The 17,398-nt window shown below is 36.2% G+C and carries 16 protein-coding genes; 11 read left to right on the forward strand and 5 right to left on the reverse strand.

From position 1 onward, the window contains the following. The first annotated feature begins 243 nt into the window (after positions 1–243). From H4J67_RS00940 to H4J67_RS00960, 5 genes are all read left to right on the forward strand, one after another. Positions 244–471 carry a glutaredoxin family protein gene (locus H4J67_RS00940; protein WP_070374757.1) on the forward strand — a complete coding sequence of 76 codons (228 nt, stop codon included), beginning with the start codon at positions 244–246 and terminating at the stop codon, positions 469–471. A gap of 119 nt (positions 472–590) precedes the next feature. After that, complete coding sequence (locus tag H4J67_RS00945) at positions 591–2,486, forward strand: tetratricopeptide repeat-containing diguanylate cyclase (protein WP_182176255.1); 1,896 nt, start codon at positions 591–593, stop codon at positions 2,484–2,486. Positions 2,487–2,502: 16 nt separating this feature from the next. Then, positions 2,503–3,642, forward strand: coding sequence for a hypothetical protein (locus H4J67_RS00950; protein ID WP_182176254.1), 1,140 nt, complete (start codon positions 2,503–2,505; stop codon positions 3,640–3,642). 18 nt (positions 3,643–3,660) lie between these two features. After that, positions 3,661–5,784 carry a 5-histidylcysteine sulfoxide synthase gene (gene ovoA / locus H4J67_RS00955; protein ID WP_182202601.1) on the forward strand — a complete coding sequence of 708 codons (2,124 nt, stop codon included), beginning with the start codon at positions 3,661–3,663 and terminating at the stop codon, positions 5,782–5,784. After that, the gene (locus H4J67_RS00960) at positions 5,730–6,977 is read left to right on the forward strand and encodes a pyridoxal phosphate-dependent aminotransferase (protein ID WP_182202602.1); all 1,248 of its coding nucleotides are present in this window, start codon (positions 5,730–5,732) and stop codon (positions 6,975–6,977) included. Before ovoA ends, H4J67_RS00960 begins: the two co-directional genes overlap by 55 nt. A gap of 228 nt (positions 6,978–7,205) precedes the next feature. On the opposite strand, the gene H4J67_RS00965 is transcribed toward H4J67_RS00960, so the two are convergent. Both H4J67_RS00965 and H4J67_RS00970 read right to left on the reverse strand, forming a co-directional pair. Next, positions 7,206–7,841 carry a hemolysin III family protein gene (locus H4J67_RS00965; protein ID WP_182202604.1) on the reverse strand — a complete coding sequence of 212 codons (636 nt, stop codon included), beginning with the start codon at positions 7,839–7,841 and terminating at the stop codon, positions 7,206–7,208. Between the two features lie 220 nt (positions 7,842–8,061). Further along, positions 8,062–8,280: an EF-hand domain-containing protein gene (locus H4J67_RS00970; RefSeq protein ID WP_070374752.1), complete on the reverse strand. Its 219-nt coding sequence runs from the start codon at positions 8,278–8,280 to the stop codon at positions 8,062–8,064. 203 nt (positions 8,281–8,483) lie between these two features. Between H4J67_RS00970 and H4J67_RS00975 the strand changes: the two genes are divergently transcribed. The 4 genes from H4J67_RS00975 to H4J67_RS00990 all read left to right on the forward strand — a co-directional run bounded on the left by H4J67_RS00975 (position 8,484) and on the right by H4J67_RS00990 (position 12,574). Beyond that, positions 8,484–8,834, forward strand: a complete 351-nt coding sequence (locus H4J67_RS00975; protein WP_182176250.1) for a RidA family protein — start codon at positions 8,484–8,486, stop codon at positions 8,832–8,834. Between the two features lie 139 nt (positions 8,835–8,973). After that, positions 8,974–10,110 carry a hypothetical protein gene (locus H4J67_RS00980; RefSeq protein ID WP_182176249.1) on the forward strand — a complete coding sequence of 379 codons (1,137 nt, stop codon included), beginning with the start codon at positions 8,974–8,976 and terminating at the stop codon, positions 10,108–10,110. 7 nt (positions 10,111–10,117) lie between these two features. After that, a complete protein-coding gene (locus H4J67_RS00985) occupies positions 10,118–10,537 on the forward strand; it encodes a phosphate ABC transporter substrate-binding protein (protein WP_182176248.1) in 420 nt (139 codons plus the stop codon). 96 nt (positions 10,538–10,633) lie between these two features. Next, entirely contained in the window at positions 10,634–12,574 is a 1,941-nt protein-coding gene (locus H4J67_RS00990; protein WP_182202605.1) for an ATP-dependent DNA helicase RecQ, read from the forward strand. Between the two features lie 79 nt (positions 12,575–12,653). Here H4J67_RS00990 and H4J67_RS00995 read toward each other — a convergent pair whose 3' ends face one another. Further along, a complete protein-coding gene (locus H4J67_RS00995; protein WP_182202607.1) occupies positions 12,654–13,145 on the reverse strand; it encodes a peptidylprolyl isomerase in 492 nt (163 codons plus the stop codon). A gap of 36 nt (positions 13,146–13,181) precedes the next feature. Continuing rightward, positions 13,182–14,168 carry a tRNA-modifying protein YgfZ gene (ygfZ, locus tag H4J67_RS01000; RefSeq protein WP_182176245.1) on the reverse strand — a complete coding sequence of 329 codons (987 nt, stop codon included), beginning with the start codon at positions 14,166–14,168 and terminating at the stop codon, positions 13,182–13,184. Positions 14,169–14,339: 171 nt separating this feature from the next. Between ygfZ and H4J67_RS01005 the strand changes: the two genes are divergently transcribed. Then, positions 14,340–14,591: a succinate dehydrogenase assembly factor 2 gene (locus H4J67_RS01005; protein WP_146797815.1), complete on the forward strand. Its 252-nt coding sequence runs from the start codon at positions 14,340–14,342 to the stop codon at positions 14,589–14,591. A gap of 373 nt (positions 14,592–14,964) precedes the next feature. Here H4J67_RS01005 and nadB read toward each other — a convergent pair whose 3' ends face one another. After that, positions 14,965–16,563, reverse strand: coding sequence for an L-aspartate oxidase (gene nadB / locus H4J67_RS01010; RefSeq protein WP_182176244.1), 1,599 nt, complete (start codon positions 16,561–16,563; stop codon positions 14,965–14,967). Positions 16,564–16,800: 237 nt separating this feature from the next. Here nadB and rpoE point away from each other — a divergent pair, with 237 nt between their 5' ends. Next, a complete protein-coding gene (gene rpoE, locus H4J67_RS01015) occupies positions 16,801–17,379 on the forward strand; it encodes an RNA polymerase sigma factor RpoE (RefSeq protein ID WP_146797811.1) in 579 nt (192 codons plus the stop codon). Positions 17,380–17,398 lie beyond the last annotated feature (19 nt).

Raw genomic sequence — 17,398 nt, forward strand, 5'->3', positions numbered from 1 at the left:
TAGTTGTGTGTCATTACAATTAAGCGGTGTTATTCTATTTTTCTGACGATTACCTAGCAGATAATTTAATTTAATTTTCTGCAAGTGTCAGCGTTTTTCAAGGTAAGTTCCTGTAAACTAGACAAACAGCCGTAAAATAATTCTGTGTATTAATTCTGTGCATTATAGTGTGTATTATGGACACCCATTTAACATTTATTTGTTGGAGGTCATGCAGCGAATAAATAACCAAGGAAACTTAGCATGAAGAAAATTGTCTTATATAGTATGAGTAACTGCCCTCATTGTGACACGGCGAAAGCGTACTTAGATAAAAACAACATTGCTTATCGTTTATGTAATGTGAAAACAGCCGCGGGACAAAAAGAGTTTCGCAGAGCAAACTTTAGATCCGTACCGGTAATAAAGATAGGCGAAGAATATCTGCAAGGTTTTAAAGTGGCGGCTTTTAAAGCGCTTTACGAGGATTAATATTGGTTAATATATTGCTGATGATACAATTTTATGGCTTTAACTCGTTTTAAAAAAAGGTCTATGTTAAGGTTAAAATACTTACATTAATTAACAAGATCATTAATTACGGATGTGTAATGAAATTTGATTTTTATCGGTTTTTTTCGGTTGTTGTTATTATATTTTTTTTGTCCTGTAGTCAATCACAGGCAAATAGTAGTGGCCAATTAGCCGCAGAACAAACCGATGAGCTAAGTCGCTTATTGAATATGGATGAAGAAATACGACAACAACCTCTACAGTCTTATCAACAATTATTAAACGCAGAAAAATCTTTTTCAACTATGCCAAAGCTACAACAATCTTGGTGGTTGTTACGTAAAGCTCAAGCAGAAAATTTACTCTATTTTTATGAAGACTTTAATAAGACCGTCGCACTAGCCAAAACGCTTATTGACAACAAAACTCCATTAATAATTCAAAGTCACCTTTATATTTATCAGGGGATAATTTATCGTCGTCATGCTCAGTATGCAGATTCTGTAATTATTCTACGAAAGGCTATGTCTATAGCAAAAAAAAATAATTTAACTTACCTTTTTATTCTTGCTAAACAAGAGCTTGCTTTTACAAAAAGTATAACTGAGCTCTTTGAGCTATCATTGAATGAAATGCAAGAAGCTTACTTAGACGCTTATTCGCTAAAAGAACACTTTCTAATTGCTGTTATCAATGAAACCTACGGTGCTATTTATGGCTATATGGACGATTATGAAAAATCGATAGAATATTACCAAAAAGCATTAAATACTTATGAACGTTTAAATTATCCAGCTCATATTTCAGAGGCTATTTATGGCATTGCTGTAACTTATCGATATTGGCAAAAATATGATTTGGCAATTCGCTACTTCGAGCTTTATCAAGAAAAAATTGCCTATACCCCTAACACTGAAATTTCTTTTTTTTCAGCTTACGGTTTAGGTATGACACTGGCCGAAAAAGGCGATTGTGTTAAAGCTATCAATGTTATTAATCATGCCCTAACATTAAATGGCTTGATTGATTATAATGCCGAATTATATAAGCAACAGGTTCACTGTTTTATTATCTTGGGTGAGTTAGCACAAGCGCAAGCATCGTTGACTAAAGCTGAAAATATATTCATGTCTTTACCTGAATTAGTCGGCACTAAGTGGCAATTAGAAGTTATAAAGCTTGGCTCAGAGCTTGCTCACGCAAGAAATAATGACAGTGAAGCTTTTCAATTATCTCGACAGTACTATCAAAAATACAATGAGTTATTGGTAAAAAATTCCAGCACACGATTAACCACAGCGCGTGCTGCGATGGAAAATGAGCGAAAATATATCGAACAAGCACTTACCCTGCAACGAGAAAAGGTCGCCGCTTTAGAAAATGATTCTTATGATCAACAAAAATTACAGAACCTTTATCTACTGATTTTTATGCTATGTGCCGGTGTGGTTGTTATTATCGTGATAACCATTCAGTATAAAAATAATAAGAAAATGTATGCACTGTCCATTAAAGACCCATTATCAAATTTATATAACCGTCGCTATATTTTTGAGTACTTATCGAATTATCTTAATGATGTCTTAGTCGAAAAAACTGAACTTTCGGTCATTTTATTTGATATTGATGATTTTAAAATGGTCAATGATAAGTTTGGTCATCCTGTTGGTGATACAGTTATTAAAAAAATAGCTGATCTTTGTCATGATGTCTTTCGTAATGAGGATGTCATTGGCCGTGTTGGTGGAGAAGAATTCTTATGTATTTTACCTCGTACCGACGAAAAGCAATGTAAAGTAATTGCTGAACGTTTTTTAAAAAAAATAAGTCAGCAAGATTTCCTAGTCGACCCAAGTTTACAGTTAACCGTAAGTATCGGTATAGCAACCTTGTCTCAACTTAGCCCAACGAGTGAAATGTTATACCTACATGCCGATACTGCCCTTTACCAGGCAAAGCGTAACGGTAAAAATAATGTGGTTATATATCAATAGAAAGCCATTATCTCATATGAATAATACAACACTGTTAGCCGTCCAAGCTATTACATTATTACAGAACTATATAAAACAGCTTGGCTTTACTCCTGTCATTCACTTTGAATTAGAAGGTTGTTATCAGCTCGATAGTAAAATAAAAAGATTTTCATTAGATTATCAAAGAATTAACCGTCAGTTAGCGCATGCTGGAATTGACGGAGAATTAGTGCCAGAATATTGGTATAGTCAGTGGGAGTATGTTTCTTTATTTAATGGCCAGTCGCCGTTAAAAGAAGCTAATAATTTAAGCCAAGCGTTACACCTTTTACCTCGTTTTTTTGCCGAACAAGGCATCAGTAAAACATTAATCAAACCAGTTGTCTGGTCTGGCGATAAAGGCAAGTTAGCCAGTGGTAGTGGTGATATTTTCACCACAGAAACACGGGCAGTGCATATCCCTAATGCTGTTCAAATGAATATTAGTGCACTTGATAGCGAAGGTAAAAACATTATTATTGAACGCGGCTTTGGTGAATATTTACAGCAATGCTTTCTAGATACTAGCTTAAATTGTTGTTTAATTTATTTACCTGAAGAAGAAGCTTTTGAGCGATTAGCATTAAAAACTAAATACGGTTTAGCGGCTGAGTTATGTTCACCCGTTGATATTTCAGGCGGACACCAAGGCAGTATTGCCTTGTATAAAGAAGTGGGTAAACATAATCAAGCGATGGGCGAAGAGCCGGTACTTTATAATCACAAAAATGAAGTGCTAGTTAAGCGACAAAATTGGCAAAAAACCGCTCGTATCGAGCATAGAATTGGTGCTTCAAGTATGCAATACAATGCCTATTTTAATATTATTTACTCTTTATTGAACTTAATTGACGCGCTTGAAGTATATAAGATGGATAACTGTCGCAAATTGCTCCGTAAAGAAGTTCATCATCAAGATTTACCTTTTTCATTGTATGATAATACAGTGCAAGAAAAATTGGGCGCAATATCACTATTTGCAAATGATCACTGGTTAAGCGAACGTTTAAATAAGCTATCGGGTCAATTTATAAATGGTGAGCAAATATCAGGACAGTTACTGTTAGGCGACAAATTAAAGCAAATGATTTTAGCGCCGTATCAACAAAAACTTATTCTCACTCATACATCATAATTAATTTAAAAATAAAATATGACACTTATTAATAATCAAAATATTACCCCACATCTTAATGGTTTATCTATAGATGATAAACGCGCCGAGCTAAAAAGCTACTTCCATAACACTTGGACGACTTACGAGTCGTTGTTTGCTTTAATCAACAAAGATGAAGCCTATTATTTACGGCCTGAGACTTTACGCCATCCACTTATTTTTTATTTTGGCCATACGGCCACTTTCTTTATTAATAAATTACTTTTGGGTAAGTACATTAATAAACGTGTTAATACCAAGTTAGAAGCTGTTTGCGCTGTTGGTGTTGATGAAATGAGCTGGGACGATCTCAACAGTGAGCATTACGACTGGCCTAATGTTGATGAAGTAAGAGAGTACCGCCAACAAGTGTTCACTGTGGTTAATAACTTAATTGATACGATGGAAATTAGCTTACCTATCCAACAAGACTCGTTAGCTTGGGTGATATTGATGGGCTGTGAGCATGAACGCATTCATCTTGAGACTTCATCAGTTATTATGCGCATGTTACCGCTAGATTGCTTAACACAGCCATCTGAAGTAGCTGGGCAATGGACAAGTTGTGCTCATTTTTCAATGGCTCCAGAAAACGAATTATTACCTGTTACAGAACAATCTATTGTATTAGGTAAAAAGTTGACCGACGAAACTTACGGCTGGGACAACGAATATGGTGAGTTATCTGTTGATGTTAGTGCTTTTTCAGCGTCTAAATATTTAGTCTCTAATCAAGAGTTTTTAGCTTTTATCGATGCAGGTGGTTACAAAAAGCCACATTATTGGAGCGAAGAAGGGCAAAAGTGGCTAAGTTTCACCAAAGCTGAAATGCCACGTTTTTGGCGAAAAAATAACGATGAATACGTGCAGCGCAACTTGCTTAATGAAATGCCGTTACCTTTGAATTGGCCTGCAGAAGTGAACTACTTAGAAGCGAAAGCTTTCTGCCATTGGAAAAGTGAAAAAACTCAAACAAATATTGCTATGCCTACTGAAGCGCAGTGGCATTGTCTAATGAATAATGCCAGCGATAATGAAGAGCAAGTATTAGGTAATATAAACTTGGCGCGTTACGCTTCTTCATGTCCGATTGATGAATTTTCAACGGGAGATTTTTATGATGTTATTGGTAATGTATGGCAATGGAATGAGTCAGCAATAGATGGTTATGAGGGGTTTAAAGTTCATCCACTTTATGATGATTTCTCTACGCCAACCTTCGATGGTAAACATAACTTAATTAAAGGCGGTTCATGGATTTCTACTGGTAATGAAACTATTCCGTCGTCTCGTTATGCTTTTCGTCGTCACTTTACTCAGCATGCTGGTTTTCGTTATGTTGAAAACATCGATGGCAAAATACCATTAACGCCGGTTAATCGATATGAAACTGATCGGGAAGTTTGTCAGCAACTCGACAGTCATTATGGTGAGCAACATTTAAGTGTTGAAAACTATTCACAACAAGTTAGCCAATTATTGCTCAGTAAAGTAAAAGATCTGGGCATTAATACCGATAAGTTATTGAACTTAGGCTGTAGTGTTGGACGAACGGCTTTTGAGTTGTCAGAGCATTTTCAGCATATTGATGCGGTAGATTTTTCTGCGCGTTATATTCAATTTGGTGTGCAACTTCAACAACAGAAAACACTCCGTCACACCAATGTTATTTCTGGTGACATACAGAGTTTTCATGAGGTGTCTCTTAAGGCTTTATCGCTAAACAACAACACTGACCATATTGTTTTTAGTCAGGGTGATGCGAGCAATTTAAAACCTATTTTTAAAGGTTATGATGCGATTTTAGTTGAGCATGCGCTAGAAAAAAGTTATCAACCCAAACAGTTGTTAGCCACACTGTCTAAGCGACTTAATAAACAAGGTTTACTTTTTGTATTAACCGACCATCAATACTCAGCGAAACATACTGAAAAAGAGAACTGGTTGGGTGGGCTTAAAGTCAATGGTGAAAATGTTATTGGCTTTGATGGTTTACAGGAAAAATTAGCAGAAGAGTTTACTTTTTTAGACGCACAGCCATTAACGCGTGTGATTAAGAAAAATCAATGCACTTTCACCGTAACAACCACCGAAATGTCGGTTTGGCAACGGAAAATATAGCAAGGGTGAAAAATATTTTACCTGCACATATCGCCTTTGGTCAACAGCTTGCAGAAAATCAAAAGGTCACTATTAAGCACAATTTGAGTAACTCTTGCGGACAGTCTTTGTCCGCAGCACAATTGTGTCTTTTAGGTGAAACGAGTCTTGATAATCTTCTGGGTGAACAAGCGTTATCCTATGCGTCGATAAGTGGTAGCCATTATTTGCGATCACTTATTGCTGGTTTTCATCAAGACTATAATCATCATCAAGTTGAGTTAACTGCTGACAATGTTCTAACTTTTTGTGGCGCTCAAGAGGCGTTGTTAGCTATTTACCAAACAGTGCTTAGCGAAAATGAACGAACACAAGATAATTCAGTTGAGCAACAAGCAGCGATTGAAATTGTTGTTATTACACCTTGCTATCCCTCTTTGGTGACGATGGCAGAGCAGATGGGGATTAAAGTAAGGTGCCTTACGGTTGATTTCCAACAAAACTGGCAAATTAACCAAGCGGCACTTTTAGCGCTAGTAAACGAAAATACCCGGCTAATTGTCTTAAATTCTCCCCATAATCCCAGTGGTAGCATAATAGACACCCAATTTTCGGAACAGATATTAGCCATTGCAAAACAGTTCAATTGTTACCTTTTAGCCGATGATGTCTCTCAAGCAAGTAACTATAATGATCTGAAATTAGCTCATCGCTATTTAGATTATGAGCGGACGATTGTTGTATCGGTATTATCGAAAAGTTTTGGTTTGGCTGGGCTACGTATTGGTTGGGCTGTGTCTAAGGATAAATCACTGTTAAAAAAATTATTAGCGGTAAAAGCTCAAGGTTCAATTTGTACTTCAATCGTTGATGAAAAGCTGGCAGAGCTTGCTTTAGAAAACCATGTTAAAATAATCAGTAAAAATAATCTTATTATTAAAGATAATATCGCGTTATTTCAGCAGTTTATCGAAAAAAATCAGTTTCATTTTAGTTGGTGTCCTCCTCAAGCAGGCTTACTTACATTAGTGAAGTGTCACAGAGATTTACCTATGCTTGAATGGGCAGAGCAACTCGCCGAACAAGCGGGAATATTCGCTTACCCATCATGCTTATTTGGACTTACTGGACCATATTTTCGTTTAGGGCTGGGTGCTAAAAACTTTTCAATGATACTGGAATCATTACAAGGATTTGTTGATAGTCGCTTATAGTTGACTGTGAATTGAAAATTGGATTGAAAGCTTAATTAATTTGTTTTTGTTATGAACCTATTAATTAGCAGCATTCTGCATTACCAAAAAAGTTGACGATAACTTGATAATTAAGCCTTAGGGCCTGTAAAATCGATAGCCTTTTAACCGCTGTTTTAGGTACCAATTAATTTATCCTCTTCACCAGCAATTATATTCCTGGTTATTTTTTGTCAGTCGTATCGGCGTTTATAAGTAGAGGTAGATCATAAAGAAGTGACATGCTGCACCACCTAAAACAAATAAATGCCAGATAGCATGGTTGAAATGTATACGCTTTTGAACATAAAAAATAACCCCCAAGCAATAAATAATACCGCCAAGAGCAAGTAGTGTTAAAGCTTGATTTGATAATTTTTCATTTAACTGTTCAATAATGGTTATAGATATCAGTCCCATACCTAAGTAGGTGATCAGTGATGTTTTTTTATAGCGGTGGCCAAATTTCATTTTAAAAAACACGCCTAATATAGCCATACTCCAAATAACTGTAAGCATAATGGTACCGAGTTGGTCGTTTAAGGCAACCATCATTAAGGGGGTGTAAGTTCCTGCGATTAACAAATAAATAGCACAATGGTCGAGCAATTTAAAAAGCTTTTTTTTGTTAGGATCCTGAAAAGCATGGTAAAAAGTTGAAGCGGTGAATAATAAAACCAAACTGGCACCGTATACGGCATAACTCACTATTTTTACTAATGAGTTATCGGCAAAAGCTGCAGTGAGTAGCATGTAACAAGCCATAACAGACAATATAGCACCAAGAGCATGAGTCAAGGTGTTGGCTATTTCTTCATTTTTACTGTAACTAGCTTGGCTTGTCATTTGTTATCCTGTTATTTTTCATTATTTCTTTAAATATAATTTCAGTGTACGCGTGTAAGCTGATTTTGGATGGTAACAGAAATAACAATTGAAACAAGAGGTCAGACCAATGAATTTAAGGTATAAAAAAAGAGCTTAGTTAAGCTCTTGATTAGATAAAAAATAGTAAAGTTACTTTCTCAACAAATAATTAGAGAAGGGTAATTTTTAATGAAAAACTCTACAAAGCTAACTCAATGACCATAGCTTTGAGTTCTTCTTTGGAAATTGAATTATTATGATTAACATCAAATTTATTAAAAATACTCTCACACATACGGATGCCTTTATCTTGCAAAAGACAGTCAATTAATTCAACAAATTCACTTCGACTAATCGCACCGTCTTTATCTTCATCAAAAAATTCAAATAGTTCGTCAACCCACTGATTAATGTCCATCAGTTATCCTTATAAGTAGTATTGCATCTACTAAATACTTTATCTTTTATTGTGCTATTTGTGAATGATTAATTGCAACATTGTGTTAATAAGCGTGATTTATTATCTACTAGCGTAAAGTTTCGTCACAGCACTAGTCTCAAAGCTACATTTATTAGTTAATAGAGTATATACTTTAACATATTTAATTATGACTAAATAAAATGACAATAATTAGGCAAGAAACAAAAACGCGAATGAGCCGCATCGTTAAGCACAATGGTGTTATCTATTTATGTGGGCAAGTTTGTAAAGATGCGAGCCAAGGCATTGAAGAGCAAACACGTTCAATGTTAGATAAAGTTGATGAATTGCTTGAACAAGCAGGTAGCGACAATAAGCATATTCTATCAGCAACTATTTATATTAAAGATATGAATGATTTTTCAAAAATGAATGAAATTTGGGATAATTGGATCCCTCAGGGATTCGCTCCTGCAAGAGCTTGTGTCAAAGCTTCAATGGCAAGAAATGAATTACTTATTGAAATATCGGTCATAGCGGCTGAAAGATAGTTATTTTTTAAACTTGTTCTCTAACATTTTTAATATATTAATCTATACTTCATTAGTTTACCTGTAAACTAATCGATTTTAATAAAATATAAACATGTAAAAAAATAAGCACATAAAAATACAAACTAAGGTGGATAATATGAAAAGTAAAATAGCGGTACTAGCGCTTGCTAGTAGCTTTATTTCCTATGCGGCTCAAGCAGATATCAATTTAAGTGGCTTTGCTTCAATAACAGGTGGTATTACTACATCGAGTGATGAAAAGTTATATGGTTTTAACGATACATTTGACTTTAAAAATGGTTCTTTACTGGCTATTCAAGCATCAAGTAATATAGGTGAAGGCCTTGATATTACTGCACAAATTGTTTCACGTGGTGAGAATGATTGGGATACTGAATTTGAATGGGCCTACGTTAGCTATAACGTAAACGATAAATTTAGGGTTTTGGCTGGGCGTCAACGAGCACCTTTCTTTATGTACTCAGACTTTTTAGATGTTTCCTATGCCTACCCGTGGATAACACCACCAAAAGGTGTTTACGATTTAATTTTTAATACTTTTGACGGTCTTAGCGGCATATACAGCAGTACTCTTGGAGAATTTGATACGACTTACCACTTTATTGCGGGTAATAACTCTGATGAAATCGAAGTATTTGGTGAAAAATCATCACCTAACATGGATAATATCTTAGGTGGCGCTGCTACCTTTAACAGAGATTGGCTAACCTTGCGAGCTGCTTATTTTAATGCTGATGTATCAATACCTTCAACAGGATTAGATGGACTTGCTAGTAATTGGAATGCCTTTGGTTACCCTGCATTTGCAGACAATACTAGTATTTTTGAAGACAAAGCAACGTTCACTGAACTTGGCTTTCAAATTGACTATGAAGGCATCTTAGTTGTTGGCGAATATACAACGCTTAAAATAGATAATACGATATTAGGAGAAGAAGAGTCTTATTATGTGATGCTAGGTAAGCGCTTTGATAATTATTTAGTACACATTACTTACGGTGTTGATGAAGACACTGCGGTGAACGATTTTACTAGCGTTATACCGTCAGGAACTCCTCTTGACGCTTTAAAATTACCAACACAAAAGACTATAACTGATCAAAAAAATGACTCTAGTTATGTTACTATTGGTTTACGTTGGGATTTTCATAGCTCTGCATCATTAAAATTTGAATATACCGGTTTTAATGATGACCTTAACGGTGCTAATGATGCTGGTTTATTCCGCACTTCACTTGTTACTGTTTTTTAGGGGATTGATGATGAAATATATAAAAGTCACTGCGATCTTACTTTCAATAGGCTTTAGTATAACGGCTTCTGCTGATATTGCTGTTATTGTTAATCCGGCTAATTCTAGTGCGCTTAGCGACAGAGACATATCTCGGATCTTTTTAGGTAAAAATAAGAAGTTTACTAACGGTGCTGCTGTTATGGCAGCCAATTTAAAAGATGAAAGTCCTGCTCGAGAAGAGTTTGAAAGCAAAGTGTTGCAAAAGACTAGCTACCAAGTTAAAGCTTATTGGGCTAAGCTAATTTTCTCTGGTAAGGCGAAACCTTTAGCCAAATTTGACAATGACGCAGATGTTTTAAGTTTTGTTGCTGATAACCCTGATGCTATTGGCTATATCGATGCTGCTAATGTCAGTGATAAAGTTAAAGTGATTAAAACCTTTTAAGTAACTCTGTTATTATAAAACGAGTATCAACAGTGATTTTAAATTGGCTGTTGATATTCGTTTTTTTTTAACTCATTTATTTAATAGGTATTTTTTGTGTTATCTCTTGTTAACTCACTCAAGCAAATCTTTGGTTTTGATGCATTTCGTGATGGACAGCAGCAAACGATTGAGCAGCTCCTCAATAGCCAATCTTCTCTCGCTATATTTCCAACTGGCTCAGGTAAATCATTATGCTATCAGTTAGCGGCTATAGAACTACCTCACTTAACGATTGTTGTTTCACCCTTGCTGGCGCTAATGAAAGATCAATTAGCTTTTTTAGCGACGAAAAATATAGCAGCGGCAAGCATCGATTCAACATTAACTCCACAGCAAAATCAACAAGTCATGGCGGATACGCGTTCAGGTAAAATAAAAATTCTTATGGTGTCGGTTGAGCGTTTTAAAAATGAGCGTTTTCGCCAATTTATTGAGTCTGTGAATGTATCTATGTTGGTTGTTGATGAGGCACATTGTATTTCTGAATGGGGGCATAACTTTCGCCCTGATTATTTAAAACTCCCTAACTATCGTCAAGAACTCAACATCCCGCTGGTGCTTTTGTTGACCGCAACAGCGACCAAAAAAGTCAAGCAAGATATGGCTACTAAATTTGCGATCTTGCCAGAGCACATCGTACAAACAGGCTTTTATCGTCAAAATTTAGATTTGTCGGTGTTAGCGGTTTCAACAAAAGATAAAAATCAAAAATTGCTAACAAGTATCGCTGATCAAACCGGTTGTGGCATTGTTTATGTAACTTTACAGCAAAGTGCTGAGTATGTGGCAAACTTTTTGACGCAACAAGGTTTGAATGCGCAACCTTATCACGCCGGATTTATAAGTGAAAAACGACAGAAAATTCAAGAAGATTTTATGTCGGGAAAAGTAAAGATTATCGTGGCTACTATTGCTTTTGGCATGGGCATAGATAAAGCAGATATCCGCTTTGTTATTCATTATGATTTACCCAAGTCAATTGAAAATTACAGCCAGGAAATTGGCCGAGCAGGGCGTGATGGCTTAGCGTCAAATTGTATTACCTTGGCAAATTTAGATGGACTAAATACCGTTGAAAATTTTGTTTTTGGTGATACACCCGAACTGAGTGGTATTGAATGTGTTATAAAAAACGTTCAACAAGAATCCCAAAATGATCGCTGGGAATTACAAGGTTTATCGCTGTCAAATGCCAGTAATATCCGTCAATTACCCATGAGAACCTTACTTGTTCAGTTAGAGCTGCAAGGTGTTATTAAACCGCTATTTTCATATTTTGCCGATTTTAAATATAAATTTACCACCAATAAAGACGAGGTGTTAAATTTATTTGAAGGTGAGCGCAAAGATTTTCTTGCGACTATTTTTAAATACAGCGGTTTTAAAAAAGTATGGGGAGAGCCAGACTTTGAGGCACTATTTCAGCATTATGGCTGTGACCGTGGCCGAGTGATTGTCGCTTTGGAATACCTACAAGAAAAGCAATTGATCACCTTGGAAACAAAAAAAATCACTGAAGTATTCAGTGTTAACAAGGCCTTATTGTCAGCTGATATAATTGCTAAGTCACTACATGATTATTTTGTCGAAAAAGAAGAAAAAGAAATAAAACGTATAGCGACACTGGTGCGCTTCTTTGAATTATCCTCTTGCCTAAGCCGAAATTTATCCTTGTACTTTAATGATAAAAATACCCCTGAAAATTGTGGGCATTGTTCAGTATGCCGTGGAAACGTTGCTAAGCTAAGTTACTCACAAGAAAGTATTCTGCCAGATGACACTGCGATAGTTGACATGCTAACGGCACTTATTCAGCATATGTCGACCAAGCACAAAGGTGTTTTATCTTTAGAAACGATGTGTCGATTTTTAACTGGATTAACCGTGCCGCTTTTTAGTCGTAATAAAATAAAACAGTTATCTGGTTTTGGCTGTTGTGAAAATATTCGCTATCAAGAAGTGCGTGAAAAAGTGATGAATGTGATGAATATTTAACGGCAACTAATTAATAAAAAAGCGAAATATAAGTACTTATATTTCGCTTTTTATTTTTACAACTCAGTATTTATGAGGATTAGTCGTGGTTGTGACCACAATCCCCTTCATCATGGACATGTCCATGTTTCAATTCATCTTCTGTAGCATCACGGACTTCTAAAATTTCTACATCAAATTTTAAATCAATGCCTGCCAAAGGGTGATTTCCGTCAACAGTTATTTCATCATCGGTGACATCAATAACAATAACTGTTTGCTCACCATCATCAGTCGTTGCACGTAATTGTGAACCAACCGCAAGATCTTCAACACTTTCAAACATACTTTTTGGTACGGTTTGTACAAACTCATCGTGGCGATCGCCATAAGCATTTTCAGCGCTAACTGCGATTTCGAATTTATCATCAACAACATGATCTGTTAAAGCATCTTCTAAGCCCGGAATGAGATAACCTGTACCGTGAATGATAGATAAAGGGCTGTGGTCATAAGAGCTGTCGATGAGTGTGTCTTCGCTGTCTGATACGGCATAGTGTAAAACGACAACTTTGTTTTCTGAAATTTTCATGATATGTCCTAAATTTTAAATAAATGTAACTCGCGACTATTCCGCTAAGTTATAAGGCAATTCTACTAAGCTTAATGCTGAGTTTTCGTGGTTTTTAATCCGTAAGTTTGTGGTGCTATCGATATCACTGGCTAAAACAGCCTGTAGATAATAAATGCCATCATCACTAATATAGCTCGCTAAGATGTCACCAGCTTTACGCCAGTTCGCACCTAACTGTTGTTCAATAATATCCCCTGCTTGCAAGGTTATTAACTCATTATTTGCTGATTTACTCTTTAACGAAAATAAAGCGCGTTTGTTTTTTCCTAAATACTGCATGCGAGCAACAGTCTCCTGCCCTAAGTAACAGCCTTTAGTAAAGCTTATGCCGTGAATTGCTTGTAAATTCAACATTTGTGGCACATAAGAAGCAACTGTTTCTGGCGCTAGTAAAGGAAAGCCTTCATTAATTTCGATTAAATTCCACAGCGCTTGAGAATAAGTGGCTAAGGCAAAGTCATTAATAATTTTTTCAGCAGCCTTCGCCTCATCAATTATAAGATAACGTTTTAATTTTCCTGCAAGGTAGACAATAGTGGTACTACCGACTTGTAAAACCGGTGTCAAACTATTAGGTAATTCAACAAACTGTTGATGGAGTATCTCTGTTGCCTTTTTTCCTGCAACCGCATAAAAAACTAACTCTGTGGCTTGTTCAATGGTTACTTTGGCAAATACGCCAAATTTTTTCAGTTCGGCTAGTGATTGGCTAATACTGGTTTTAGGTTGTAAAAGTAAATGAATGTTTTGACGATTTATCAATCTAAACACTGAAAAGACTTTACCTTTAGCGTCGCAATGACCCCCCAATAATAAATTATTATCTGTCAGTGTATTTACATCACAAGTCACTTGTCCTTGTAGGTATTTACTTTGTTCTGCTCCATGTACAGCAATTGCACCATATTCAGCTAAACTAATGATACAAGCATCAGGAAGGTTATCGTAACTAGGTAAGGTATTTTCAACAGAGATTGTCATAATTAAATTGGCATTTTTGTTTTATTGATAGGTTAAATAATGAGGACTTTCTTGTGAAATTCAAGGTGTATATGATATTCGTTAGTTTATTTTTCTAGATCTGATAAACAATATTGTAATGGCAAATGACTTTGTTAGAATAAGCCTAAATTTTACTTTACTGGGTGTTATATGTCTTTAACTGATAATAAACCGCGTTTAAGATGGGCTTGCCGTCGTGGAATGCTCGAATTAGATATACTTTTTATGCCTTTTGTTGAAGAGGCTTATGATTTGCTCTCAGAAAAAGAGAAGCAAGTGTTTGAACGTTTACTGGAAGAGCAAGATCCGGAATTATTTGCTTGGTTTATGGGGCATCAAGTTTGTGAAGACAAAGAACTCAACGCCATGGTGCAACTTATCCTTAAACGAGTTAAAGTTTAATATAGTTGTTGAGCATACGCATAATAAATTTAATCTTATGCGGATGTTCTATGTTGAACCTAACAGTTTCACTCTTGATATAATGGGTGAATGCCAGTTTTCGGCTAAAGGTAAAAGACAGTTAAGCGCGTCTAGTCGTATTGGTTTTTGGGGGTGTTGGTTGGTCTTTGAAGATAATTTACCAGCACCAGTTACCTTGCTGAAAAATCATTTTTTTAAAACGTGTCTTGCAAAACTGAATTTACCCAGTTTTTTTATTTTCAAAACGAGTTTGTCTGCTAAACATTATTCAAGGCTATGCCGTGTTATCGTTAAGTTAAATAACCCAAATTAGGGTGACTAAACTTTTGATAACTCAGCATAACACTTAATATTAAGGACGTAGAATGGTTGGGGTTGCTACCTGACTTAATTCAGGATAATCAAGCGTGTAGTGCAAGCCACGGCTTTCTTTACGTTCCATCGCACATCTAATAATTAATTCAGCTACTTGTACTAAGTTTCTTAATTCTAGTAAATTATTACTGACTCGAAAATTTTGATAGTAATCCTCTATTTCTCTTTGCAATAATTCAACACGGTGCAGCGCTCTTTCTAAACGTTTTGTTGTTCTAACAATACCGACGTAATCCCACATAAATAATCGCAGTTCATGCCAGTTATGTTGTATAACAACTTCTTCATCAGAATTTGTCACGCGACTTTCATCCCAAGCGGGTAACGCAATAATACTCTGTTGACGGTCAATTTTTTGTTCTATGTCTAATGCCGCCGCTCGAGCAAACACTAGACATTCTAATAACGAATTACTTGCCATACGATTAGCGCCATGTAAACCGGTATAAGCGACTTCACCAATAGCATACAAGCTCTCGACATCTGTTTTACCTTGTTTGTTAATCATGACACCACCACAAGTGTAATGGGCAGCAGGTACGACGGGCATAGGCTGTTTGGTAATATCAATGCCTAAAGATTGAGTTTTTTCATAGATATTAGGGAAGTGTTGTTTAATGAAATCAGCCGGTTTGTGGCTAATATCTAAATACATACAATCAGCGCCGAGGCGCTTCATTTCAAAATCTATGGCGCGTGCAACAATATCTCGGGGTGCAAGTTCGGCGCGTTCATCGAAGCTTGGCATAAATCGACTGCCATCGGGGCGACGTAAAAGAGCCCCTTCGCCACGTAATGCTTCCGTTAACAAAAAATTTCCTGCATCGGGATGGAATAAACATGTTGGGTGAAATTGGTTAAACTCCATATTAGCGACACGGCATCCTGCTCGCCACGCCATCGCTATACCATCACCGCTGGCAACCTCAGGATTTGAAGTGTATTGATAGACCTTACTTGCACCACCTGTAGCTAAAATTGTTTTACGGGCAAATATACGTTCAACGCATTCGCTGTTTCGGTTCCAAATGTAGGCACCAATACAACGTTTTTGCTGGTTATTGGTATCGTTTGGTTGTTCACAGACTAAATCAACAGCATTGTAACGTTCAAAGATTCGAATACGGGGGTGATTTTTAACTTGATCAACTAACGTGGTTTGAATGGCTTGGCCTGTGGCGTCAGCAGAATGAAGAATTCTGCGATGACTATGACCACCTTCACGGGTTAGATGGTAACGTAACTCACCTTTTTCATCTTCTTCTTGATCAAAGTCAACACCTTGGCCAATTAGCCATTCCAAACATGTTCGTGCATTTTCAGCGGTAAATTGTACTATTTCTTGGTCACACAAGCCTGCACCAGCAATTAAAGTGTCATTTACATGATCAGCAACACTATCATTCTCATCAAAAACAGCAGCGACACCTCCTTGAGCGTAAAAGGTTGAGCCTTCATTAACCAAGGATTTGCTGAGTACAACGATATCGGCATTATTTGCTAAATGTAAAGCAAGCGTTAAACCCGCGGCACCGCTACCAATAATTAATACGTCACAGTTGTGTTGTTTGTTCATAAAGTTATGATTTTAATGTATTCTACACATAGCATGAATCTTAACGGTTATTTACCTGCGGTAACAGATAAAACGGGCTGTATTTAGAAATAAAGACGAAATTTGGATAGTTTTATGACTTATTTTAATTTTTTTCGAACTTTTTCAAATTAGTGTAGTCCTACTTCATGTGTTTACCATGAGCCAAATGTTGAACCGGATTTTAGAAGTAAGTAATAATTAGGAGTATTGGCTCAGATGAGCGAAATAAACGTTGACCAAAAATTGGTTGAACGAGTACAACGCGGAGATAAAAATGCTTTTAACCTTTTGGTGACAAAGTATCAGCATAAAGTAGCAAATTTAGTGTCGCGTTATGTAAAAAATCACAGTGATGTACCCGATATAGTTCAAGAAGCATTTATTAAGGCCTATAGAGCTTTACCTAATTTTAGAGGAGATAGTGCTTTTTATACTTGGCTTTATCGTATAGCCGTTAATTGCGCAAAGAATCATATGGTGGCGAGTAATCGAAAACCACCGGGCTCTGATATCGAAGTAGAAGATGCTGAAATTTATGATTCAGGTGAAGCTTTACGAGAAAATGCTTCTCCTGAAAAGTTATTGTTAACCAATGAAATCAAAAAAGTTATTTTTGATACCATTGAGCAATTACCCAATGATTTACGAACGGCAATCAACCTTCGAGAGTTAGAAGGGTTAAGTTACGAAGAAATAGCACATATTATGGATTGTCCTGTTGGGACTGTGCGTTCGAGAATATTTAGAGCTCGAGACGCGGTAGATAAAAAAATTAGGCCATTATTACAAAGCTAGTTATTAAGAGTAGTTTTTT

The organism is Colwellia sp. BRX10-4, assembly GCF_014077465.1.
Classification (GTDB): domain Bacteria; phylum Pseudomonadota; class Gammaproteobacteria; order Enterobacterales; family Alteromonadaceae; genus Colwellia_A.